Annotated in this window: 18 protein-coding genes; 13 read left to right on the top strand and 5 right to left on the bottom strand. The window is 44.5% G+C overall.

Annotated features, from left to right (window positions below; translation table 11 throughout):
* The first annotated feature begins 4 nt into the window (after window positions 1-4).
* From L1D50_RS03460 to L1D50_RS03495, 8 genes are all read left to right on the top strand, one after another.
* Window positions 5-1,180 carry an isovaleryl-CoA dehydrogenase gene (locus tag L1D50_RS03460; protein WP_128725996.1) on the top strand — a complete coding sequence of 392 codons (1,176 nt, stop codon included), beginning with the start codon at window positions 5-7 and terminating at the stop codon, window positions 1,178-1,180.
* Window positions 1,181-1,189: 9 nt separating this feature from the next.
* Window positions 1,190-2,797: a carboxyl transferase domain-containing protein gene (locus L1D50_RS03465; protein WP_239965523.1), complete on the top strand. Its 1,608-nt coding sequence runs from the start codon at window positions 1,190-1,192 to the stop codon at window positions 2,795-2,797.
* A gap of 9 nt (window positions 2,798-2,806) precedes the next feature.
* Window positions 2,807-3,589 carry an enoyl-CoA hydratase-related protein gene (locus L1D50_RS03470; protein ID WP_239965524.1) on the top strand — a complete coding sequence of 261 codons (783 nt, stop codon included), beginning with the start codon at window positions 2,807-2,809 and terminating at the stop codon, window positions 3,587-3,589.
* Between the two features lie 8 nt (window positions 3,590-3,597).
* On the top strand, window positions 3,598-5,541 hold the full coding sequence (locus L1D50_RS03475) for an acetyl/propionyl/methylcrotonyl-CoA carboxylase subunit alpha (RefSeq protein WP_239965525.1): 1,944 nt from the start codon (window positions 3,598-3,600) through the stop codon (window positions 5,539-5,541).
* Window positions 5,541-6,449: a hydroxymethylglutaryl-CoA lyase gene (locus L1D50_RS03480; protein ID WP_239965527.1), complete on the top strand. Its 909-nt coding sequence runs from the start codon at window positions 5,541-5,543 to the stop codon at window positions 6,447-6,449. Before L1D50_RS03475 ends, L1D50_RS03480 begins: the two co-directional genes overlap by 1 nt.
* Window positions 6,450-6,476: 27 nt before the next feature.
* Complete coding sequence (locus L1D50_RS03485) at window positions 6,477-7,175, top strand: CoA transferase subunit A (protein WP_128725991.1); 699 nt, start codon at window positions 6,477-6,479, stop codon at window positions 7,173-7,175.
* A 9-nt stretch (window positions 7,176-7,184) separates the two neighbouring features.
* Window positions 7,185-7,850, top strand: a complete 666-nt coding sequence (locus L1D50_RS03490; RefSeq protein WP_010378611.1) for a CoA transferase subunit B — start codon at window positions 7,185-7,187, stop codon at window positions 7,848-7,850.
* 718 nt (window positions 7,851-8,568) lie between these two features.
* Window positions 8,569-10,143 (top strand): BCCT family transporter, encoded by a 1,575-nt coding sequence (locus L1D50_RS03495; RefSeq protein WP_128725990.1) that lies wholly within the window; start codon window positions 8,569-8,571, stop codon window positions 10,141-10,143.
* Window positions 10,144-10,204: 61 nt separating this feature from the next.
* On the opposite strand, the gene L1D50_RS03500 is transcribed toward L1D50_RS03495, so the two are convergent.
* Together L1D50_RS03500 and L1D50_RS03505 are read right to left on the bottom strand one after the other, a co-directional pair.
* Window positions 10,205-10,906, bottom strand: coding sequence for a 3'-5' exonuclease (locus tag L1D50_RS03500; protein WP_193554558.1), 702 nt, complete (start codon window positions 10,904-10,906; stop codon window positions 10,205-10,207).
* 9 nt (window positions 10,907-10,915) lie between these two features.
* Window positions 10,916-12,811 (bottom strand): DUF294 nucleotidyltransferase-like domain-containing protein, encoded by a 1,896-nt coding sequence (locus tag L1D50_RS03505; protein WP_239965528.1) that lies wholly within the window; start codon window positions 12,809-12,811, stop codon window positions 10,916-10,918.
* A 357-nt stretch (window positions 12,812-13,168) separates the two neighbouring features.
* Between L1D50_RS03505 and astB the strand changes: the two genes are divergently transcribed.
* Entirely contained in the window at window positions 13,169-14,509 is a 1,341-nt protein-coding gene (astB, locus tag L1D50_RS03510) for an N-succinylarginine dihydrolase (protein ID WP_239965529.1), read from the top strand.
* 73 nt (window positions 14,510-14,582) lie between these two features.
* Here astB and L1D50_RS03515 read toward each other — a convergent pair whose 3' ends face one another.
* A complete protein-coding gene (locus tag L1D50_RS03515; RefSeq protein ID WP_239965531.1) occupies window positions 14,583-15,569 on the bottom strand; it encodes a hypothetical protein in 987 nt (328 codons plus the stop codon).
* A 116-nt stretch (window positions 15,570-15,685) separates the two neighbouring features.
* Between L1D50_RS03515 and L1D50_RS03520 the strand changes: the two genes are divergently transcribed.
* Window positions 15,686-16,135, top strand: coding sequence for a hypothetical protein (locus L1D50_RS03520; RefSeq protein ID WP_128725985.1), 450 nt, complete (start codon window positions 15,686-15,688; stop codon window positions 16,133-16,135).
* A gap of 75 nt (window positions 16,136-16,210) precedes the next feature.
* Here L1D50_RS03520 and L1D50_RS03525 read toward each other — a convergent pair whose 3' ends face one another.
* A complete protein-coding gene (locus L1D50_RS03525; protein WP_239965533.1) occupies window positions 16,211-18,481 on the bottom strand; it encodes an acyl-CoA dehydrogenase in 2,271 nt (756 codons plus the stop codon).
* 362 nt (window positions 18,482-18,843) lie between these two features.
* Between L1D50_RS03525 and L1D50_RS03530 the strand changes: the two genes are divergently transcribed.
* The 3 genes from L1D50_RS03530 to L1D50_RS03540 all read left to right on the top strand — a co-directional run bounded on the left by L1D50_RS03530 (window position 18,844) and on the right by L1D50_RS03540 (window position 22,535).
* Window positions 18,844-20,664, top strand: coding sequence for a M2 family metallopeptidase (locus tag L1D50_RS03530; RefSeq protein WP_239965535.1), 1,821 nt, complete (start codon window positions 18,844-18,846; stop codon window positions 20,662-20,664).
* Between the two features lie 174 nt (window positions 20,665-20,838).
* Complete coding sequence (locus tag L1D50_RS03535) at window positions 20,839-21,645, top strand: ABC transporter permease subunit (RefSeq protein ID WP_239965537.1); 807 nt, start codon at window positions 20,839-20,841, stop codon at window positions 21,643-21,645.
* Complete coding sequence (locus tag L1D50_RS03540; protein ID WP_138523108.1) at window positions 21,642-22,535, top strand: ABC transporter ATP-binding protein; 894 nt, start codon at window positions 21,642-21,644, stop codon at window positions 22,533-22,535. Before L1D50_RS03535 ends, L1D50_RS03540 begins: the two co-directional genes overlap by 4 nt.
* A gap of 198 nt (window positions 22,536-22,733) precedes the next feature.
* On the opposite strand, the gene L1D50_RS03545 is transcribed toward L1D50_RS03540, so the two are convergent.
* Window positions 22,734-23,146, bottom strand: a 413-nt coding sequence (locus L1D50_RS03545; RefSeq protein ID WP_239965538.1) for a nuclear transport factor 2 family protein, incomplete at its 5' end; no start/stop codon positions are given.

The raw sequence follows: 23,146 nt of genomic DNA on the forward strand, positions 1-23,146 counted from the left end.
ACCGATGAGCACAGTATCTTTATATAAAGAATTAAACTTTGGACTAGGCGAAACAGCAGACATGATCCGTGATCATGTGAATAGCTTTGCGACCAGTGAAATTGCCCCACTGGCTGAAAAAACAGATCAAGAAAATGCTTTCCCAAACGAAATGTGGCCAAAGTTTGGCGAAATGGGCCTACTTGGGATCACCGTCGCTGAAGAATTTGGCGGCTCAAACATGGGTTATCTTGAACACGTTATTGCAATGGAAGAGATAAGCCGTGCGAGTGCATCAATTGGCTTAAGCTACGGCGCGCATTCAAACCTATGTGTGAACCAAATTAACCGTAACGGCAACCAAGCCCAAAAAGAAAAGTATCTACCAAAACTTATCAGCGGTGAACACATCGGTGCGCTAGCGATGAGTGAGCCCAATGCTGGCTCAGACGTGGTTTCAATGAAACTGCGTGCTGAAAAGCAAGGTGACAAGTTCATCCTAAACGGTAATAAAATGTGGATCACCAATGGTCCAGATGCCGACGTTTTTGTTATTTACGCAAAAACCGATATCAATGCAGGCCCTCGCGGGATCACCGCCTTTATCGTCGAAAAAAGCTTCCCTGGTTTTTCAACGGCACAAAAGCTAGACAAACTTGGAATGCGTGGTTCAAACACCTGTGAGCTGGTATTCGAAAACTGCGAAGTACCTGCAGAAAACATTCTTGGCGAATACAATGAAGGCGTTAAGGTACTCATGAGTGGCCTAGACTACGAGCGTGTGGTATTGGCAGGCGGTCCGCTTGGTATTATGCAGGCTTGTATGGATGTGGTAGTACCTTACATTCACGAGCGTAAACAATTTAACCAATCCATCGGTGAATTCCAGCTGGTGCAGGGCAAAGTTGCTGACATGTACACGCAAATGAACGCCGCACGCTCATACGTTTATACCGTGGCGAAAGCCTGTGACCGTGGCGAAACCACTCGTAAAGATGCTGCTGGAGCGATTTTATATGCCGCAGAACTTGCAACCAAACTTGCACTTGATGCCATTCAGCTACTAGGCGGAAACGGTTATATCAATGAATATCCTACAGGTCGACTACTTCGCGATGCCAAGCTGTATGAAATTGGCGCTGGTACGTCGGAGATCCGCCGTATGCTTATCGGACGTGAGCTATTCAACGAAAGTCGCTAGGAGTGCTATATGACGGTACTAAATTCTGCGGTTAATCCGCATGATCCCCAGTTTAAGGCAAACAGCGATGCGATGGCATCGCTGGTTGCTGATCTTAAAGATAAAGTCGCCACATTGAGCCTAGGCGGTGGTGAAGCGCTTATTGCCCGTCATCAAAGTCGCGGTAAATTATTTGTACGTGACCGAATTGAAACCTTGCTTGACGAGGGCTCGCCGTTTTTAGAGATTGGCCAATTCGCCGCGTTTGGCGTTTACGAGCAAGATATTCCTTGTGCCGGTGTAGTCGCCGGGATCGGGCGCGTTAAAGGTGTTGAATGCATGATTGTGGCAAATGATGCGACGGTAAAAGGGGGAACCTATTTCCCTATTACTGTAAAAAAACACCTACGAGCGCAAGAAATCGCTGAGCGCTGCCATCTTCCTTGTATTTATTTAGTGGATTCTGGCGGTGCGAACTTGCCAGAGCAAGATGAAGTGTTCCCAGATAAATTGCATTTTGGTCGGATTTTCTACAATCAAGCCCGTATGTCTGCAAAAGGGATCCCACAAATCGCTGTGGTCATGGGGTTATGTACCGCTGGCGGCGCGTATGTACCAGCGATGGCCGATGAAAGTATTATCGTCAAAGAACAAGGCACCATTTTCTTGGCAGGGCCACCGCTTGTTAAAGCGGCCACGGGTGAAGAAGTGAGTGCAGAAGACTTAGGCGGCGCAGATGTTCACTGTAAAATCTCTGGTGTAGCCGATCACTATGCCGAAAATGATGAACATGCGCTTTCTATCGCAAGACAGTGCGTGTCACGCCTTAATCATCAGCGCCCTACTCGCCCGTTCCTGCAAGATGCCAAACCACCGCGTTATGACATCAGTGAGGTATATGGCATTGTCGGTACGGATCTGAAAAAGCCGTTCGATGTACGCGAAGTCATTGCCCGTATCGTGGACGATTCTCAGTTTGATGAATTTAAACGCTACTTCGGCGAAACGCTCGTGACTGGTTTTGCTGAAATTTATGGTCACCCTGTAGGGATCGTAGCAAACAACGGTATTCTCTTTTCTGAATCCGCGCAAAAAGGCGCACACTTTATTCAACTCTGTGCACAGCGTAATATTCCGCTGCTGTTTTTGCAGAATATTACTGGATTTATGGTTGGCCAAAAATACGAAGCGGAAGGTATCGCTAAGCACGGTGCAAAAATGGTAACAGCCGTTTCCTGTGCTGATGTGCCTAAGTTTACAGTATTGATTGGCGGCTCATATGGTGCTGGTAACTATGGCATGTGTGGTAGAGCCTACGAGCCAACCATGATGTGGATGTGGCCAAACGCACGGATCTCCGTAATGGGTGGTGAGCAAGCTGCGGGCGTATTAACGCAGGTTAAACAAGATGGTTTAGCACGTAAGGGCCTTAGCATGAGCGATGCCGAAGTGAGTGAATTTAAAAAACCAATCATCGAGCAGTATGAAAAGCAAGGACATCCATACTATGCCAGCGCAAGGCTTTGGGACGATGGCGTTATCGACCCTGCGGATACGCGCACAGTACTTGGTCTTGCCTTAGAGGCTGCGAGCAATGCGCCGCAAAAAGAGTCTAAATTTGGCGTCTTCAGAATGTAAGGAGCACTTATGCCTGTCACTTTAAATATCACAAAAAGCAAAGTGGCGATTTTAGAGCTAAGTCGCCCAGAAAAACATAATGCCTTCAATGCGGAGGTGATTGCCGAACTCATTAAGAATATCGAATATGCCAGCAGCCTTGATGTCAGAGCGCTGGTATTAAAAACCGAAGGTAAACACTTTTCAGCGGGGGCTGATCTGGCGTGGATGAAATCCATGGCAGACAACGACTATGACGAAAACGTCGCTGATTCTTTAGAACTAGCTAAATTAATGCAAGTGCTGGCTACTTGCCCTCACCCAACGCTGTGTTTGGTGCAAGGTGCCGCTTTTGGTGGTGCACTTGGGTTAATCGCCTGTTGTGATATCGCCATTGCAGAGCACAACTCTAAATTTTGTTTAAGTGAAGTCAAGCTTGGTCTTATTCCGGCTGTGATTAGTCCTTATGTCATTAAAGCCATCGGGGAGCGCCAAGCGCGACGCTATTTTTTAACAGCCGAAGTCTTCGATGGTGAAAAGGCGCTAGAAATGGGTTTAATTCACGAATTGAGCGATGATTTAGCAAAAAGCGAAGCGGATTTTCTCAATACCTTGCTTAACAATGGTCCTGCTGCTGTGAAAAGCGCCAAAGCACTGATCAACGAAGTTGCAGGTAAAGAGATAAATGAAGCGTTGATCGCCCATACCGCAAAGCGTATCGCTGAAATTAGAGTAAGTGACGAAGGCCAAGAAGGGCTTAGCGCCTTTTTCGATAAACGAGCACCACGCTGGCAAACCGCCGCAAGCGAATAGGAGTCAACATGCTAACTAAAATTCTAGTCGCAAACCGTGGTGAAATTGCCTGCCGCGTGATGCGCACCGCAAAGAAATTGGGCCTAACCACAGTGGCAGTTTATTCTGATGCAGATGCCAATGCGATGCATGTGAAAACAGCTGACGAAGCCTATCATATCGGTCCGGCACCAAGTAAAGAGTCTTATTTGGTTGCGGACAGAATTCTTGAAGTCGCCAAAGCGGCGGGCGTCGATTGCATCCACCCAGGTTATGGTTTTTTATCTGAAAATGAAGTATTCGCAAAAGCGTGCGAAGCGTCAAACATTGCGTTTATTGGTCCGCTGGCAAGCTCTATTGAAGCGATGGGTTCTAAGACCCGAGCCAAGGAAATCATGCATGACGCTAATGTGCCTCTAGTTCCTGGGTATTATGGTGACAAACAAGAAGATGACTTCTTGCAAGCCGAAGCTGAAAAAATCGGCTTTCCAGTACTTATCAAAGCCGCTTACGGCGGTGGTGGTAAAGGCATGCGGGTAGTACGAGAAAGCAGCGAGTTTTTATCGGCACTACATGGCGCTAAACGTGAAGCTGCAGCGAGTTTTGGCAATGATTTAGTACTGCTTGAGCGTTTTGTTGATAAGCCTCGTCACGTTGAAGTACAAGTTTTTGCCGATAGTCACGGTAACTGTGTTTACCTCGGCGATAGAGACTGTTCACTACAGCGTCGTCACCAAAAAGTGATTGAAGAAGCGCCCGCGCCTGGTTTGAGTGATGCTATGCGCAAAGCCATGGGTGAAGCAGCAGTACGCTGTGCGCAGGCGATTAATTATCGCGGCGCAGGTACCGTGGAGTTCTTATTATGTGGCGACGAGTTCTTCTTTATGGAGATGAATACTCGCCTGCAAGTAGAGCACCCAGTGACAGAAATGGTGACTGGCCTCGATTTAGTCGAGTGGCAACTGATGGTTGCAGCGGGTGAACCGCTACCGCTTACTCAACAGCAGGTTTCGTTGTCTGGTCATAGTTTTGAAGCGCGCATTTACGCAGAAGACCCTGAAGAGAACTTTATGCCGTTTTCTGGTGTACTTTCACACCTTAGCTTTCCTGAAGCCAAAGATGGCGTAAGAATTGACACTGGCGTGCAGCAAGGCGATGAGATCAGTCCATTTTACGACCCTATGATCGCAAAGCTTATTGTTTATGGCAAAAATCGTGAACAAGCGTTACTCAAATTAAAATCGAGTTTAGAGCAAGTACATCTGTGTGGTTTAAAATCCAATATTGCATTTTTGCATCACTTAGCAGGCCACCCTACTTTTACAGCAGGTGCACCTGATACCCACTTTATCGACACACAAACTGAGGTACTAACTCAATCGAATACGCCGCTGGATAAAATGGTGTTATTAGCAAGTGCGGCCTATCTTAGCCACCAACAACCATGTAAAAACACGGTATGGGGAAACTTAGGCTTTAGGCTTAACCAAACCGCGAAAGTGGATTTACCATTTGCAGATCATGTCGCCTGTGCCTATCAATCTCAAGGTGGTTGGAAGGTTTCGTTTAACGAGCAAATCCACCAAATTGAATGTGAATTAAATGGACCCCAGTTAACAGTGGTGATTGATGGTGCACGATTACAGGCCAGTGCCATTGTGACCGAAACCGCGATCACTATTATGTATGGCCCGTATCAACATACCGTTGAGCTCAAGTCAAAGCATTACATTAGCGATCATGAGCACGAAGCCGCACCGCTGGCAGCGCCATTGAACGGCACCGTGGTTAAGCATTTGTTAGCCGTCGGTACCCAAGTCAATAAAGGCGATGCCGTTGTGATAATCGAAGCCATGAAAATGGAATATACGCTCAATGCACCATTTGATGGCACGCTCACTTCATACTGCTTTGCAGAAGGCGAGCTGGTCAGTCATGGCGATATGCTGGCGATTGTTGAGGAGCAAGACTAATGTCTCAGTATCCGGCTAAGGTCAAAATTGTAGAAGTTGGCGCACGGGACGGCTTACAAAATGAGGTCAGTGTTGCCACAGAAGCTAAAATCTCACTGGTTAATGCATTAAAAAACGCTGGCCTCAAGCACATTGAAGCAGGTGCATTTGTGTCACCCAAATGGGTGCCACAAATGGCCGACTCAGCAGCGGTGATCCAAGGCTTTGAGCGTAGTGAAGGCGTTGAAATAAGCGCCCTAACGCCAAACCTTAAAGGCGCCGATCTTGCACTAGAAAATCAAGTCGACGAATTTGCCATTTTTACTGCCGCCAGTGAGGCATTTACGCAAAAAAACATCAACTGCACGATTGAACAAAGTATTGAACGCTTTCGCCCCGTTGTTGAACTTGCACAAAAAAACAACATAAAAGTAAGAGGTTATGTTAGCTGCGTGGTTGGCTGCCCATATCAAGGTGAAGTTCAACCAGAGCAAGTTTTAGCAGTATGTAAACAATTGTTGTCACTTGGTTGTTATGAAATTAGCCTAGGCGACACTATAGGTGTTGGTACACCTAAAAAAGTCCAGCAGCTGCTCACCTTGTTACTGCAACATATCCCTGCTGACAAGCTTGCAGTGCATTTCCATGATACTTACGGACAAGCGTTAACGAATATTCACACAGCCCTACAAATGGGGATCGCAACTGTTGATAGCGCCGTTGCAGGTCTCGGTGGTTGCCCTTACGCCAAAGGCGCGTCAGGAAATGTTGCCACTGAGGATGTAGTTTACTTGCTGCAAGGGCTTGGCATTGAGTGTGGAATTGATTTAGAAAGGCTAGCAAAAGCAGGATGGGCAATTTGTGATGTGCTAGGCAAGACACCAAGTAGTAAAGTGTCGTTGGCACTCAAACAAACTTGTCAATCTTAAAACAATAACATTATTAGGAGTGGGCTTATGGCCGGTTTCGATAAAGTCGTATCGAGCTACAGCAAAGCGATGGCGGGTCTTAAAGACGGCGATACTATCATCGCAGGTGGCTTTGGTTTGTGTGGTATTCCAGAAGGCTTAATTGCAGAAATTAAACGCCTGCAAACAAAAGAACTTACCGTGGTTTCAAACAACTGTGGGGTCGACGACTTTGGTTTAGGTATTTTGCTTAAAGATCGTCAAGTTAAGAAGATCATCGCCTCTTATGTTGGTGAAAATGCGCTGTTTGAACAACAACTTCTCGATGGCATTATTGACGTTGAATTAACACCACAAGGTACGCTTGCAGAGAAGATGCGCGCTGGTGGTGCTGGGATCCCAGCTTTTTACACAGCAACAGGGTACGGTACTCCCGTTGCTGAAGGTAAAGAAGTAAAAGAATTTGATGGCCGACCATATATTTTGGAAGAATCAATTACTGGTGAATTTGCCATTGTTAAGGCTTGGAAAGCAGATCGCTATGGCAACTTGGTGTTCCGCCACACAGCTATGAACTTCAACCCAATGGCAGCGACTGCCGGAAAAATCACCGTAGCAGAAGTTGAAGAAATCGTAGAACCGGGTGAACTTGAGCCGAGTCAAATACACACCCCAGGTATTTATGTCAATCGCGTGATCAAGGGTAACTTTGAAAAACGTATTGAACGTGTCACAACGCGCAAATAGGAGGCTATCATGGGTTTAAATCGTGAACAAATTGCGATGCGCGTGGCGCAAGAGCTTGAAGACGGTTACTACGTTAATTTAGGCATAGGTATTCCAACCTTAGTGGCTAACTACGTGCCAAAAGGCATCGAAGTGATGCTGCAATCGGAAAACGGCTTGTTAGGTATGGGTCCCTACCCAACCGAAGACCAAGTTGACGCCGATATGATCAACGCGGGTAAAGAAACCGTGACAGCAGCAACAGGTGCAGCAATTTTTAATAGTGCGGAAAGCTTTGCCATGATCCGTGGTGGTCATGTAGACTTGACGGTACTAGGTGCATTTGAAGTTGATCAACAAGGCAATATCGCGTCTTGGATGATCCCGAAAAAATTAATCAAAGGCATGGGTGGTGCAATGGACTTAGTTGCTGGTGCACGCAACATCATAGTGACCATGACCCATGCTAGCAAACACGGTGATTCTAAATTGCTTGAATCATGCACATTGCCGCTAACCGGCGTAAATTGTGTAAAGAAAATCGTAACCGATTTAGCTGTGTTAGAAGTAAAAGACGGCGCATTCCATTTGCTAGAACGCGCCCCGGGTGTTAGTGTTGATGAAATAATCAGCAAAACTGCAGGCAAGCTTATCGTCGACGGTGAGATCCCTGAAATGCAGTTTGAGGCATCGTAAGACACACCCTAACTTACAAATGTACCGACCTCATTCCCAGTGCCAAAGGCGCTGAGTTACCCAAAACCCCTCGCAAGAGGGGTTTTTTTTCACATGCCATCAAAGGAAAACTCTTTATTTTACATCACTCTTTATGTCTAGTTGATGAATGTGATGATTTTTAAATAAAAAATTCAGTAGCCATTTACTTTTCAATCTCACCCCCTAAACTATTACAGATAGGTTTAGCTGGCATTGGATTTTCATTTGTCAGTAAGACTTAAAATAAAAAGTTGCTGCTTTGAAGCATCGACTGAATATCAAGTTGATACAATACATTGATACCATAGCTGAGTAGCATAACGGTTCGGTTGGTTTATCTTAATTACAAGTATTGAGGCAGTATACTGTCGCTGTAACTAACATAAACCCATCATCGTATTTAGGTAGCCATTCTCCTGACGTGATAAAAACACATAAGTCGAATGAATACGCTGAATAATCTAAACTAGACTAAGTAGTTTTTGTGACTTACTGATAACTACTTAAAGCAAATTGCTAGCATATTTTATGGCTGATAAAGCCATTCTAAACAGCTAATGATTCGCTTTAAAAGCCAGATTAAATTTTTCACTGTTGCATAGTTAGTTTATGTCGAATTGTTATCACCACTTGCCTAGCGATAAATTCAGTGTATCAGCTTGGTGTCGTATCACGATGAGAACAATAAGAGGATATCATGGGCAATCACCACGATAAGTACAGCATCGATAATACAGACTACACCGTTGGACAAGACAATGTTCAAAAGTGGGGGTTTGACGTACATAACCCGGTTTTTGGTGTGAGTGCGGGGTTAATACTGGCGTTTTTAGTCGCCGTGTTATTAGTTGATGCAAACACAGCTAAGACCACCTTAGACGGCATAAAATGGGACATCATAGGTAACTTTGATGCTCTGTTTATGTGGTCTGGTAATTTCTTTGTCCTATTTTGTTTGGTGCTCGTTTTATCGCCTTACGGTAAAATTCGACTAGGTGGTGAAAATGCCAAACCAAGCTACACTCGGGCATCATGGCTGGCAATGTTGTTTGCAGCGGGTATGGGTATAGGTCTGATGTTTTGGGGCGTAGCTGAGCCCGTCGCATATTACACAGGTTGGTATGAAACACCATTGAATGTTACCGCAAACACGCCTGAAGCGGCAGAGCTTGCAATGGGTGCCACCATGTACCATTGGGGGCTGCATCCTTGGGCTATTTACGCCGTTGTTGCGCTTTCTCTAGCCTTCTTTGCGTACAATAAAGGCTTACCACTGTCGATACGCTCAATCTTTTATCCGATTTTGGGAGACAGAGCTTGGGGTTGGCCGGGCCATATCATCGATATTCTTGCCGTTCTTGCTACCTTGTTTGGTCTTGCGACGTCACTTGGTTTGGGCGCACAGCAAGCTGGTGCTGGGATCCAACATGTGTTTGGCATAGAAGCTGGCCTCGGTCTAGAAATTGCCGTAATAGCGGGAGTTACCGCTCTTGCGATTATTTCGGTCGTTCGCGGTATTGATGGTGGTGTAAAGCTGCTCAGTAACGTTAATATGTTAATTGCATTTGTATTATTACTATTCGTTGGCATCGCAGGCTTTGCGATTGCCATGGGTAATATTCCAACGACTTTAATGGCTTACGTTGAAAACATTATTCCGCTGAGTAATCCTCATGGTCGTGACGACGAAGCATGGTTCCAAGGTTGGACCGTATTTTACTGGGCATGGTGGATTTCTTGGTCACCGTTTGTCGGTATGTTTATCGCGCGCGTCTCTGAGGGTCGCACCATACGCGAATTTATCACCGCAGTATTATTAATCCCGACATTGGTAACCGTGATCTGGATGTCAATCTACGGTGGCCTTGCTATCGATCAGGTAAAAAATGGCATTGGTGCTCTAGGAACTGATGGCTTGACTGAAGTGCCACTGGCAATGTTCCAAATGTTCGAAAACCTACCTATGAGTGATTTGCTCTCGTTCACGGCGATTTTACTTGTACTAGTTTTCTTCATCACTTCGTCGGATTCTGGTTCTTTGGTTATCGATAGTATTACCGCTGGTGGTAAAATAGATGCTCCAGTACCACAACGTATATTCTGGGCGAGTATTGAGGGTGCCATTGCGGCAGCGCTACTGTGGATCGGCGGGAAAGAAGCGATTGAAGCGCTGCAAGCGGGCGCCATTTCAACAGGTTTACCATTTACCTTTGTATTACTGTTGATGTGTGTAAGTTTAATCCTTGGGCTGAGAACAGAGCCTAAAAGCTAACAGTCGTTAATCACGTTACAGGCGGAGCTTGATGTATGCTCCGCCTTTTTGTTATTTGGCTTTAACTCCACCAGCGTTTCACCATATCTGAAGGGTCTAAATAATATTGAGCTTGAGCTTGAAATAGCTCCGCCGTTGCTAACGCATCGGACAAGGCGTGATGTGGCTGATAATAGGGAAGCCCATAACGCTTTCTGCAATCAGCCAAGCGTACTGAAGGAATAGGTTTTCGTTTGAGCTTATCAAGCCAGCTTCTAGCGTTGTTTATCGCTGACTTTTCAATTTCCATCGTATCAATCACTGGAAACTCAATCCCCTCACCCAATCTTGCTTTTAGCGCAGAATTAAAAAATGACTTCTCGACAAACTGATAGTGCACCACAATGACTTTACCATGCAGCGAAGCAAACACTTCCTCAAGAATATCTTGCAGATCTGGGGCGCTTTCGACTTGTGAGTGTGTGATCCGGTGCAGTACCACAGACTCCTCAGCCAGCGGACTGGTTGGCTTGACAAGCCAATGCTTCGCTTGAGCCAAGCGGATCCGCCGTAAATCAAATGGCACCACGCCAACACTCACAATATCATCGATGTTTGGGTCGAGCCCTGTCGTTTCAAAATCAAGGGCAACAAACTCGCACTGGCTCAATTGCTGGTAAGGATCTACCACGCCTTGCTGATAAAATGCTTGAATTCTTGAGTCTTGCGACGCTTTTGCCAAATGCTGAAAGCGATTTGGCCATGACATAATCTCGCCTTGCATGTTACACCGCTACTTCATCATGGATTTGTTTTGATAGCGAAACTTTAAAAAGCTCTGTGCTTTGTCTAACACGCCAAAAGCTTCTTTAAGGTTACGCTGTTCAAAATCAGAGAGTGTTTCTGGTGGCAAGCTGTTATCAGGCTTTTCGCCCTGCTCAATTTGCCATGCTTGGTGACGAATACGCATAATGGCGATGTATTCAAGCGCAGCTTGTAGATCTAGCACCTTGCCCTTTGGCAGTATATTTGCTTCATCAATATCTTCTAATCGTTCAAAGGAGTTTTGTTTTTTAGAGCCAACACCAAGGGCATGTACTCGAACCAAGTCTGAAAGCGGCGCTGTGCCACGGCGCTTTATATTCATCGATCGCCTATGTTCACCATCTTGCTCAAGGACAAATCCATTAAAAAAGCCCAAAGGCGGTGTTCTTCTTAGCGCATTATGCGCCATCGCGGCCAAAAATTTAGGGGTGTTTTTGGCCTTTTTACTGATAAAAGCAGTGAGTTTCTCAGCCCATTTTGTTTCACCCCATACGCCCTCTAAATCAAAGAAAATCGAGCTATTAAGCAATGCCTCAGGCCGTGGATTTTCTATCCAGTCTTCAAATTGTTCTAACCACTGACTGTAAGTTAAGCGCCAAGTCGGGTTGCTTGCCATGATCCCACCATCACAATATTTATAGCCGCAATTGGCTAGACCATCACACACAAACTTAGCCAACTTTTCGAAGTAAGTGCCATGTTCTGCGGGTTGATAACTGTCATCCAAGATCAGTGCATTATCCTGATCGGTCACAATTAATTGTTCGTCCCGAGCCATTGAACCGAGCGCAATAAAACAATAAGGGATTGGTGGTGGGCCTAATTTTGCTTCCGCAAGTTCGAGTAACTTATGTTTAAACGTTTTACCTATAATCGACATCGCAGACCCAATCATGTGTGAGTTAGCGTCTTCATTCACCATACGAGTAAAAATTGCAGGAAGCTGTTTGGCATAACTACTTAGGTCTTCAACACTTTGCTGGTCCATCAGCCCCCTAACAAACAATAGACTGCTTTGAGACTCATAGCGCAAAATGTCGGATAGCGCGACTACCCCTATCGGCTTACGCTTATGTACAACAGGCAAGTGATGTACGTTGTCTCTTAGCATCAGCATCATGGCTTCGAAGACATAGGCATTGGAGTCAACAATAATAAGATCAGTCGACATAATCTCAGAGACCGGCGTTTGATAATTCAGCCCCTCTGCGACTACTTTTGTGCGAAGATCTCTGTCACTGATAAGGCCAACCACCTGACCATCATCTTCATCTGGATCTTCGACAACAGGTTTCTCGGGATCATAAATAAGTAGTGATGACACATGCTCTTTTGCCATCACTTGAGCTGCCTGCTGTACCGTGGCATTACGTTCAACATATACCACATCGCGTAGCAATAGCTTACGCACTTTGGCCGTGGTTAAATCATTGCTATCGGCTTGCTCAGAAACTGTGATTTTTAGTCTGGCATTATCGTCTGCTTCAAAATAATCAGCAAACGCTTCATAAACGTCGCAATACTCATCAAAGATGCCTACAGGAATGCAATACACCAGCGTATCTTCAAGGCTTTGAGCACCAAAACGAACTTTACGGTTCATCAATAAACCGCGCTGGCCAAAGATCCCCCCTGTGGAAATACGATTATATAACTCACCTGAGCGCCGATAGAGCTCAACAGCACCAGAGCGGATCACATATAGATAAGTGATCTGCTCTCCATATTCCAAAATGCCACTGCCCGCTCGGTAATAACCTACTTCAACTTGGCTTGCGAGTTTATATAGTGCCTCTTGAGGCAAATCCGAAAATGGCGGGTAAGCTACTAAAAAATTGGCAATTTCCTGATGTTCAACTTCCATGGTTTGCCTAGATATAAAAAGAAATTTAACCCTATTGTGGGCAACAAGGGATAAATTTGCAATGAAAGCTGGTTTAACTAGAACACTAAATAAAGGCGAAAACTAAATAAAGGCTGCCGTCATTACTTTTGCCACTATCTACCATCACGCCCAGACAACTCTATCACATGTAGTCGAGTCTCAGACAAAGTGAGCAATTTCATTGAAATAGGCTAATTTAAATTTTCTATCAATTTATTTTACGATGGCCGCATGCTAAATAAGTACAAACGTCTTATTTGACTGATGCCACTTTAAAAACCAGCGAAACCGCCTCATACTAGTTATCTATAACTATTCGCAACAGGAACCGCACTTATGACTTATGAAGTCAATTTCGACGGCTTAGTAGGGCCAACACATAATTATGCCGGATTATCTTATGGTAATGTCGCGTCACTTTCTAACGCTACCAGTGTTTCTAATCCAAAAGAAGCGGCATTGCAAGGTCTTGAAAAGATGAAAGCAATGCATGATATCGGCCTAAAACAAGGGGTATTTGCACCTCATGCTCGCCCAAGTTTAGCCCCACTGCGCCGCGTTGGCTTTTCAGGCACGGATGCACAAGTCCTGGAAAAAGCCTATAAATACGATCCTATATTGCTTCGAGCTTGTTACTCAGCCTCTGCGATGTGGACGGCAAATGCGGCGACGGTATCGCCTTCTGTTGATTCCAGCGATGGCAAAGTTCATTTCACGAGTGCCAATTTAAACTGCAAATTCCACCGTTCAATAGAACCAGAAACCACCACGAACTTACTCCGTGCTATGTTCGCCAATGCGCAATATTTTGCACATCACCAGCATTTGCCTGAGCAACCTTTTTTTGGCGATGAAGGTGCTGCGAACCACACTCGCCTCGCCGATAGCCATGGCAGTAAAGGTCTACAATTATATGTGTACGGTTCAAGTGGCTTTAACAGCGATATAAAGGGTCCTGCTAAATATCCTGCTCGGCAAACATTAGAAGCAAGTCAAGCGATTGCAAGGCTACATAAATTGGATGATAAGCAAGCAATTTTTATCCAGCAAAACCCAAATGTGATTGATCAAGGCGTGTTCCATAATGATGTCATTGCGGTGGGCAATGAAAATGTATTGTTTTGTCATGATCAAGCTTTTATTGATCAAACCACTAGTCTAACTAAAATTAGACAAGCGTATATCGGTGAAAAGCCTTTGCATATTGTCGAAGTTCCGACGCATGCTGTGAGTGTTGAAGACGCAGTAAAAAGTTACTTATTTAACTCTCAATTGATCACCTTGCCATCAGGCGAGATGATGTTGGTAGCACCGGAAGAATGTGCGAAGAATGATAACGTAGCAGCGTATATCGAATATATGCTCGGTGCAAAAAATCCGATTTCGCAAGTACGCTTTTTTGACTTACGCCAAAGCATGCAAAATGGTGGTGGACCTGCGTGTTTGCGATTACGTGTAGCCCTCAATGAAGCTGAGCTAAAAGCGGTAAATCCAGAAGTGATGATGAGTGAAGATAAATTTATTCAACTAAGCGCGTGGGTCAATAAACATTATCGCGATAAGGTCACAGAGCAAGACTTAGCTGATCCGAGCCTACTGCAAGAGTCCTATGCTGCACTGGATGAACTCACGCAATTGCTCAATCTTGGTAGCGTATACGACTTCCAACGCGCCTAATTTCAAGTTTTGCTTGTCGAACTGCAATTAATCCAAGATTTGGATAATTAGCAAAGGGAGTGCTTTCACTCCCTTACTTTTTAGCAAGTACATTAACCGCCCAAGTCTCAAGCATACCATCGCTATTTAGCGTTACTAAAGTGTCTGGGTTTGGGGCATACATATCGACTACCGTCGCCCCTTCTCTTGCTGTATGAATAGACCAAGTACCAAGTTCTTCTCCGCTTTCATAGCGCCAGATGGAGAGGTGAGACTTTGACGATGATGTCGCAAGTAAGCCTGAGCCAGAAATAAATTTGGCCTTTCTAAACATCTTAAAGCGGGCCATATATTTTAGCTCACTGAGCTGCTTTCCAGACTCAAAATCCAGCACATGTTGCGCATTCAACCCATCTGAGACAAATAAATACTGCCCATCAGGGCTTACTGTTAAACTAGTAACTCGATGACTAAATTGATGCTCATACAAAGGTTCTGGTGATGCAAATTGCCAAAGGGCAACCAACCCATCTTGCGCGCCTGTAACAAAATAGTCGCCACTATCGTCAAACGCCAAATGCTCAATTGGTCGGGTATGAGGCATAAAGCGATTGTTTAACTTAGTGAATAGGTCCGCCATATTGAGTGAGCCATCGTCCATCGCAACGAGCAAACGCTGATTGTTATGAGAAAGTGCTAAAGCAGAAATCGAAGCTAGTGGACTCACCCCAGCAAAAGGTACGTTCGTTATCAGCTTTTGCTTTGGAACAGACCAAATTGAGATAAGGTTTTCACCCGCCACGATGAACATCTCCTTATCATCAGACAACAAAATTGCTTTGACTGGCGTTTTTATTTTGTCTTTAGGTACTGAGAAGATGACTGACTGATTGGTATTGTCATATATATGGATTTCAGCATTGCTGTCTAATGTTACACTCCACTTTCCATCTTTAGAAAAATGCCCAAGTATTATGCCGTTTTGTGTTAGCTGGCTTGTAACCCCTTTACTGATTTCAGGCTGCGATCCACACCCAACCAAAAATAAAGCCAACCAAGCTAGTGATATTAAACGAGACATCTTAAAGCCTTAGCACATAATACATTTATTTCATTTACTGGCTTTACATATCGGCTGTAAGCAGACAAACTTAACTCATTGTGAATAATTTTAAACTGCATATGATGTATTTTAGCATGACGAAGTCACTTTTTAAGCAAACTTTCGTTGTCTTAGCTGCGATGGTTTTACTTTCCGCATGTGGCTCAGAGGATAATGTCAGAGGTGACAAGGACACTCCCGGATATGCCGCAACAATGTACTTTGACGCACTCTATAATCAAAAAGATTTAGACGCTGCAATGAAAATCGCCACGCCCCGTCACGCGCGTATCATGCGCTCCTACGGTACCGCCTCTCAATTCGCCAGAAATTTAGTGAATATGCAGTACGATGAAGTCACTATAGAAGTTGACATGACTAATCAAAGTCTGCGCGAACAGTATGGCGACAGCGCAAAAATTAATTTAATTTTTACAGGTCAACTCCACGGTGAGCAAGTAGATGACATGCGCAGTGTCAGTATGGTGCGCAAAAAAGGCAAATGGTACGTAGATAAGGTACTAGCCGATCCCTTTGCACGTTAACTAAAGAATAAGAAAGAAAAGCCCCGTTGTCGGGGCTTTTTAACAAATTAGCTGATATCCCTCTGCCACAACGAACTAGCTGGGCGTTTTTGCATCAACAGCAATCGCTTTTGCAACTAACGTTTCAATACAAAAGATGGTTTCAGAACTCTTATCATCAATCACCTTGTCGTCCATTGCGATACTGAGCTTTTCATTCAATGTCTTACCCACCAGTTTCATACTATTTTGCTTACACCACTTACGATATTTTGCCATTAATGGAGCATGCGCTTTTTCCAGTAAATAAGCATGTTCAACCGTATCTACCGCCGAGTGTTTTACCACGGCACATAGATGTGAGATACGCTCACGGGTCGAGTTGTGTTCAGAAACATTGCTACACACCTGCACCGCTAATTTATCGCTCGGTGCTTTGACCCACTTACCAACAGGAAACGCCAAACGTTTTAATAAAAATGCCAGTGGCGCTACAGTAAAGTTATCACAAAATGCATAAATAGCCTTACTAGCTTCGTTAAGACAGTGATCTAAGGCAAACTTTACCAGCGGTAAATCCCCTTGCTGACGGCCATCATCTTCGTATTTTTTTAACACACACGAGGCGATATAAAGAAAGCTCAAGACATCCCCTAGTTTTGCAGAGAGCATTTCTCTACGTTTTAGTGAACCACCTAGCTTTAACATGGCAATATCGCTATACACAGAGAGCGCTTGACTCAACCACGTTAGGCGTCGGTAATAAAGCGCCACATCACCACTAACTGGCGCACGTTCAAAACGTGCAAGGGTGAAGCCATTAAAAAACGCCTTAAGCCCATTCACAGAGGTATGCTGCAAGTGTTTGCAAAGCACTTCATCAAGCTCTTTCAATGCGATTAATTGATCGTCTTGCTGTACGATACTCATTTCTTTTAGTATGAAAGGGTGGCAACGCGTTGCACCTTGACCAAAAATCATCAAGCTTCGAGTTAAAATATTGGCGCCCTCAACGGTAATAGAAATCGGCATTCCCATATAATTGTGGGCAAGATAATTCATTTCCCCCATTTGAATAGCCTTACCGCCATGAATATCCATCGCATCATTTAATGCCACCCTTGCATGTTCCGTGAGGTGATACTTGGCAATTGCAGTGACTACCGAAGGACTTTGCTTTAAATCAATTGCCAATGCAGTAGTTTGTCTCACCGCTTCAATTAGATAGCTATAACCGTAAATTCTGGCTAACGCGCTTTGCACACCCTCAAAGGCAGAGATAGGTACACCAAATTGACGACGGACACCGGCGTAAGCCGAAGTCGTTCTGGCACTTAATTGTGCAGTTCCCGCGCTCAGCGCAGGCAAAGATATCCCCCGCCCAGCACTTAAACACGACACCAGCATGCGCCAACCTTTCCCAATACCTGCCTCCTCGCCTATCACCCAAGCCATTGGAATAAAAACATCTTCGCCACTGGTTGTGCCATTCATAAATGCTTGCCCCAAAGGGTTATGTCTGTCTCCAGTTTTTACACCTTCATGTGCAGTCGGAATAAGTGCACAAGTGATCCCAAGCTCTACTTTGTTTGAAAGCAATTGTTCTGGGTCGTAAACCTTAAACGCAAGTCCGAGTACATCAGCGACAGGCGCCAGCGTGATGTATCGTTTTTGCCAAGTTACCGCGAGTCCAATTTGCTTTTCTCCCTCAAATTCACGCTCACACACAATAGCAAAGTCTTGAATGCTGCCTGCATCCGATCCCGCCTCTGGAGAGGTCAATGCAAAACAAGGTAGCGCCTCACCCGAAGCCAGCTTTGGCAGCCAAGTATTCTGCTGCTCATTGGTGCCATAATGAAGCAGTAATTCCGCAGGGCCTAAACTATTCGGCACCATCACGGTCACTGCAGTAGACAAGCTACGACTGGCTATTTTTGCAACAATGGTGGAGTTTGCCTGAGCACTAAACTCCCGGCCACCAAAGGCCTTTGGAATAATAAAAGCAAAAAAGCCCTTTTCTTTCAAAAATTGCCAAACTTCTGCAGGCAAGTCTTGAGCCTCAGATATTTTTTCTTCATCAAGCATCTTTAACAGCGTATGTAGTTCGTTATCTATAAACGCCTGTTCTTCATCGCTCAGCTTTGGCTTATCATTACTCAACCACTTTCGCCAATTCGGCTTACCCGAAAACAACGCACCATCCCACCAGATACTCCCCGCTTCCACCGCTTCTCGCTCAGTTTGGGAGAGTTCAGGTAATGACGTCTTGAAGTAGTTAAAGAGCGGTTTAGTGATCAACTTAACCCTGATATCACGGACACAAAATACTACCACTATGGCCAATATCACCAATAAAACTAAAGTCATATGCACTCCTTTTTGCAGGCTTCAAATGCGGCCTTTTGATACAATTGACTGCCTTAATTATGGTTAATAATCACACTAACTCAACTTTTATCTGTACTCGCATCTCATTGTTTGTCCATCGCAAAATTGTCGTTTTAAAGTCGTCCTGCTATTATTCTTGCCACCACAGCAAAAAACGATGCTTTGCTGCGCGAAAAAGCCGCACTCAATACGATTAGTTGTTCATACGACTAATACTAATTGGATTAATTTACTTGCTGATTTTTAGCAATTAACCCAATTAGTGTAGCTGGCTATAGATACTGAAATGTCGTCTAGTGTTAAGTCGGCTCGTGTATTAATTAAAACAACAAGTGAACCCTATGAAACCAAGATTTAAGTTAAGTGTTGGCGCACTCATCGTTGCCAGTACTTTTGCACTCTCTGCCTGCAAATCCACTGAAACTACAAATAAAGCGTTATCAGAAGCCGATGCAGTTGCATTTTTAGATAAGGCGTCAGAACAGCTGGTTGACCTTAACTTCCGCTCGAGCCGCTCAGCTTGGATTTACGCGAATTTTATTACTCATGATACCGCTTCACTTGCTGCGGATGTGAATGAGGAATACACCGCTGCGCTTGTAGAACTTGCAAACCAAGCAGCACAATTTGATGGCTTAGCGCTAAGCAAAGATACCCGCCGCAAACTTGACAAATTGAAGCTAAACCTAACACTACCTGCACCAAAAGATGCTGACAAAACAGCGGAACTTGCAAAGCTCACTGCAGAGCTTGATGGTATGTACGGAAAAGGCAAATACTGTAAAGATGATGGCGCTTGCCTAAGCCTTGGCGACATGACTGCTAAGATGGCGAATAGTCGCGACTATGAAGAGCTTTTAGACATCTGGCAAGGTTGGCGTGAAGTGTCAAAGCCAATGCGTCCACTCTATGAGAAGCAAGTGGTGCTTACCAACGAAGGCGCTAATGAGCTAGGCTACGCAGACACAGGTGCCATGTGGCGTAGTAAATACGACATGCCAGCGGATGACTTTGCAAAAGAACTTGACCGTACTTGGAACCAAGTAAAGCCGCTATACGATTCCTTGCACTGTCATGTTAGAGCCAAGCTTGGCGAGAAATACGGCGAAGATAAAGTGCCTCAAGACCAGCCTATTCCTGCACACTTGCTTGGCAATATGTGGGCACAGAGCTGGGGCAATATCTATGACCTAGTCGCGCCAGAAAACGCAGATCCGGGTTATGATGTAACGGCGCTACTGGCTAAACACAATTACGACGAAATCAAAATGGTAAAAGGTGCAGAAAAGTTCTTCACCTCTATGGGTTTTGCCCCATTACCTGAGACTTTCTACGAACGTTCTTTATTTATTAAACCACAAGATCGCGACGTACAATGTCATGCATCAGCTTGGAACTTAGATGCCAAAGACGACCTACGCATCAAAATGTGTATCCAACGCACCGGTGAAGAGTTCTCAGTTATCCACCATGAACTAGGCCATAACTTCTATCAGCGCGCTTACAATCAACAGCCTGTGTATTACCAAGAAAGTGCCAACGATGGCTTCCACGAAGCTATCGGCGACACCATCGCGCTATCTGTAACACCTGGCTACTTAAAGCAAATTGGTTTGTTGGATAACGTACCGGATGAGTCAAAAGATATCGGTCTATTGATGAAGATGGCACTCGATAAAGTTGCATTTATTCCATTTGGTCTACTTGTCGACCAATGGCGCTGGAAAGTATTCTCTGGTGAGGTTTCTCCAGCAGAGTACAACCAAGCGTGGTGGGAATTAAGAGAGAAATATCAAGGTGTTAAAGCACCAGTTTCACGTACCGAAAGTGACTTTGACCCAGGTGCAAAATACCACGTACCAGGTAATGTACCTTACACTCGTTACTTCTTAGCGCATATTTTACAGTTCCAGTTCCACAAATCACTTTGTGAAATTGCTGGCAGCAAAGAAGCCATTCACCGCTGCTCTGTTTACAACTCGAAAGCAGCTGGTGAGCGTTTAAATGCCATGCTTGAAATGGGCAGCAGCAAACCTTGGCAACAAGCACTTAAAACGCTAACAGGTAAAGATGAAATGGATGCAACAGCAGTACTTGACTACTTTGCACCATTGCAAAAATACCTAGATGAGCAAAATAAAGGCCGTAATTGCGGCTGGTAATTGCTAGCAAATACAGACTAAGAAACGGGTACACTTAATCGTGCCCGTTTTTATTGGTTTAATTTTGTTACAGTTCAGTAACTTCCTTTTTTAGCGCCAATCATATACGCTCAAATCAAAGTCAGCCTACCGCTCTAGTAGTGAAAGTCTGTGTTGTCACTTGCAAGGATCCTTATGAATATAAAAAGAATTGGCTTAATAGCCATCTTTGAATTACAACGCTTGTTTGCAACGAAGCGCGGATGGATAGCCATCGCCGCATTTGTTTTGGTTTGGTATGCCATTTTGCGCTACGCCATTGCAGAAGCGGTATCCATTGTCAGCGACCCCAACTTCAAAAATATGATCCAGAGTTTTTCCGGCGCCGTTGGTATGCATCGTATTGCCCAGTGGCCCGAAATGGAACTTGCACTGTACTTAGTTTGGTCAATCTTCTTGTTTCCTCTTTTTGTGATCTTTTCAAGTGCAGATCAAACCGTAGAAGATAGAACTCGCGGTACATTGAGATTTCTAACCCTGCGCACATCTCGGGCTGAAATTGTTGTTGGCCGCTTTGTTGGGCAGGTATTCAATACATTGTTGCTCATAGCCATTTCTGCTCTCGGCGCTTGGATATTGATGGTGGTGCGCGACCCAAGCTTATGGCTCACAGGACTTACCCGAGCGACATTAATTGTTTTAGAGCTAACGCTTATTACTGCACCTTTTATTGCCCTGATGTCTGTGGCTAATCACTTTGCTAACTCAAGCAAAATGAGCATGATTTACGCGATTATGACCTACTTAACGCTCGCCACTTTGGTCGCTTTTGCACTTGAGTACAGCCCTTACGCAGAGTACCTTTTTTATCTATTTCCTGGGTTCCAAGGCTCAGAAACCATCGCACAGAATATCAACCTCACTCGCTTTGCCACACCGGTGCTGCATAGCTTCGTATTGATTGCAATTAGCTGTGAACTATTAAGAAGGCGTGCGCTATGAGTTGCATTATTGAAGTTAATAATTTAGTGAAAGAATATGGACGAAAGCGCGCACTAGACAATGTATCTTTTATCCTAAACGCGGGTTCACCCATTGCGCTTGTCGGCCCAAATGGTGCGGGTAAAACCACCCTTTTTAGCACGCTTTGCGGGTATCTAAATGCCGATGCAGGCAGTGTTCAAATTTTAGGCCATAAACCTGGCAGCGCTGCACTTTTTGGTCGCCTTGCCGCACTTCCACAGGATGCTCAGCTCGACCCAAGGTTTTCTGTCAGTAATCAGCTACGTTTATATGGACAGCTTCAAGGTTTAGATGCGAAAGCGGCCGAAAGTGAAACACACAGAGTGCTTGAGCTTGTCGACCTCAAAGACTGCTATCACGCCAAGCCTCATGAGTTATCTCATGGCATGCGAAAACGTATCTGTATTGCTCAAACGCTACTTTCACAACCTGAAATTGTACTGCTTGACGAAGCCACGGCTGGGTTAGATCCCGTGAATGCTCGTGAGATCAGAAATCTCGTAAAAAGGCTTCAATCTGAAACGACCTTTATTTTGAGTTCACACGATTTAGTAGAACTCGATGATTTATGCGATCAGGTATTACATTTGCAGCATGGTAAATTAACCGCTGTTGACCGCATCCAAGAAGCAGAGCTTGCCACGCTGACTGTAAAACTTAAAGAGTCTGGCACCAGTAGTCATATAGCGCTTTTGAAAACCTTACAAGGTGTTGAAGAGGTGACAGTAAATGCCAGTGGCGCCCTACTCATTGAGTATCGTAGCGGCCAACAGGTTGATATTGATGTGCTCCGACTTTGCCGTGAACAGGGTTGGCGTTACAAGTCGTTAGTTAACGGTAAAACACTAGAAGATGAACTGTTCGGCTAGCACACGGTTAGTTTAGTTAACCCGCCCTAGCATGTAGGTTGACACTTTTTGAGATTAAAGCGCTCGATGAATTTCATCGGGCGTTTTTTATTTTTGGGCCGAGTGTAGCCTTCGTTGATTATAGATATCGGTGGATTGTTTAGAGCCAAATCGCTGACACCCACCTCTAATTTGTGAAAGCGTTTGTATGGTTATAGATTACCCGTGGTGTCGACGGATGTGCGTAACTAAGCCCGCTTGATTAAACTCAAGTGAAACAATATTAGTTTTACTATACTCAATAGTTTTATCTAAATGAACAGGTTTTACTTTACCTGATTCGGTCATTTTTACAAAGACGACATTAGCACCAACCATTATCTCATTTATTTCTATCGAACTATGGATGACTTTATCTTTTAGTTTATTAATCATATCCTCTCGAAGTTTAGATTTATCTGTATAAGTAAATCTAAATTTGACGTGTTCATCGATAAAGTCGTCAGAAAGCAATGAGATATAGTTTTCTATCTCTTTAATTGTTGTATTAGGTTGTTGACGCGCATTTTTTGCCGCTACAAATACTTTTGCTTTCTCAATTAGTTGCTCTGATGTGAAATTATCATTTGCAC

Source organism: Pseudoalteromonas sp. Isolate6, assembly GCF_022398435.1.
Classification (GTDB): Bacteria; Pseudomonadota; Gammaproteobacteria; order Enterobacterales; family Alteromonadaceae; genus Pseudoalteromonas; species Pseudoalteromonas galatheae.

What these genes read in the sequence shown, in the direction of transcription:
- L1D50_RS03505 (WP_239965528.1), bottom strand. Translation starts at nt 12,811, where the DNA reads ATGGAAGTTGAACATCAGGAAATTGCCAATTTTTTAGTAGCTTACCCG.
- L1D50_RS03460 (WP_128725996.1), top strand. Translation starts at nt 5, where the DNA reads ATGAGCACAGTATCTTTATATAAAGAATTAAACTTTGGACTAGGCGAA.
- L1D50_RS03470 (WP_239965524.1), top strand. Translation starts at nt 2,807, where the DNA reads ATGCCTGTCACTTTAAATATCACAAAAAGCAAAGTGGCGATTTTAGAG.
- L1D50_RS03530 (WP_239965535.1), top strand. Translation starts at nt 18,844, where the DNA reads ATGAAACCAAGATTTAAGTTAAGTGTTGGCGCACTCATCGTTGCCAGT.
- L1D50_RS03515 (WP_239965531.1), bottom strand. Translation starts at nt 15,569, where the DNA reads ATGTCTCGTTTAATATCACTAGCTTGGTTGGCTTTATTTTTGGTTGGG.
- L1D50_RS03520 (WP_128725985.1), top strand. Translation starts at nt 15,686, where the DNA reads ATGACGAAGTCACTTTTTAAGCAAACTTTCGTTGTCTTAGCTGCGATG.
- astB (WP_239965529.1), top strand. Translation starts at nt 13,169, where the DNA reads ATGACTTATGAAGTCAATTTCGACGGCTTAGTAGGGCCAACACATAAT.
- L1D50_RS03500 (WP_193554558.1), bottom strand. Translation starts at nt 10,906, where the DNA reads ATGCAAGGCGAGATTATGTCATGGCCAAATCGCTTTCAGCATTTGGCA.
- L1D50_RS03465 (WP_239965523.1), top strand. Translation starts at nt 1,190, where the DNA reads ATGACGGTACTAAATTCTGCGGTTAATCCGCATGATCCCCAGTTTAAG.
- L1D50_RS03485 (WP_128725991.1), top strand. Translation starts at nt 6,477, where the DNA reads ATGGCCGGTTTCGATAAAGTCGTATCGAGCTACAGCAAAGCGATGGCG.
- L1D50_RS03480 (WP_239965527.1), top strand. Translation starts at nt 5,541, where the DNA reads ATGTCTCAGTATCCGGCTAAGGTCAAAATTGTAGAAGTTGGCGCACGG.
- L1D50_RS03535 (WP_239965537.1), top strand. Translation starts at nt 20,839, where the DNA reads ATGAATATAAAAAGAATTGGCTTAATAGCCATCTTTGAATTACAACGC.
- L1D50_RS03490 (WP_010378611.1), top strand. Translation starts at nt 7,185, where the DNA reads ATGGGTTTAAATCGTGAACAAATTGCGATGCGCGTGGCGCAAGAGCTT.
- L1D50_RS03475 (WP_239965525.1), top strand. Translation starts at nt 3,598, where the DNA reads ATGCTAACTAAAATTCTAGTCGCAAACCGTGGTGAAATTGCCTGCCGC.
- L1D50_RS03525 (WP_239965533.1), bottom strand. Translation starts at nt 18,481, where the DNA reads ATGACTTTAGTTTTATTGGTGATATTGGCCATAGTGGTAGTATTTTGT.
- L1D50_RS03495 (WP_128725990.1), top strand. Translation starts at nt 8,569, where the DNA reads ATGGGCAATCACCACGATAAGTACAGCATCGATAATACAGACTACACC.
- L1D50_RS03540 (WP_138523108.1), top strand. Translation starts at nt 21,642, where the DNA reads ATGAGTTGCATTATTGAAGTTAATAATTTAGTGAAAGAATATGGACGA.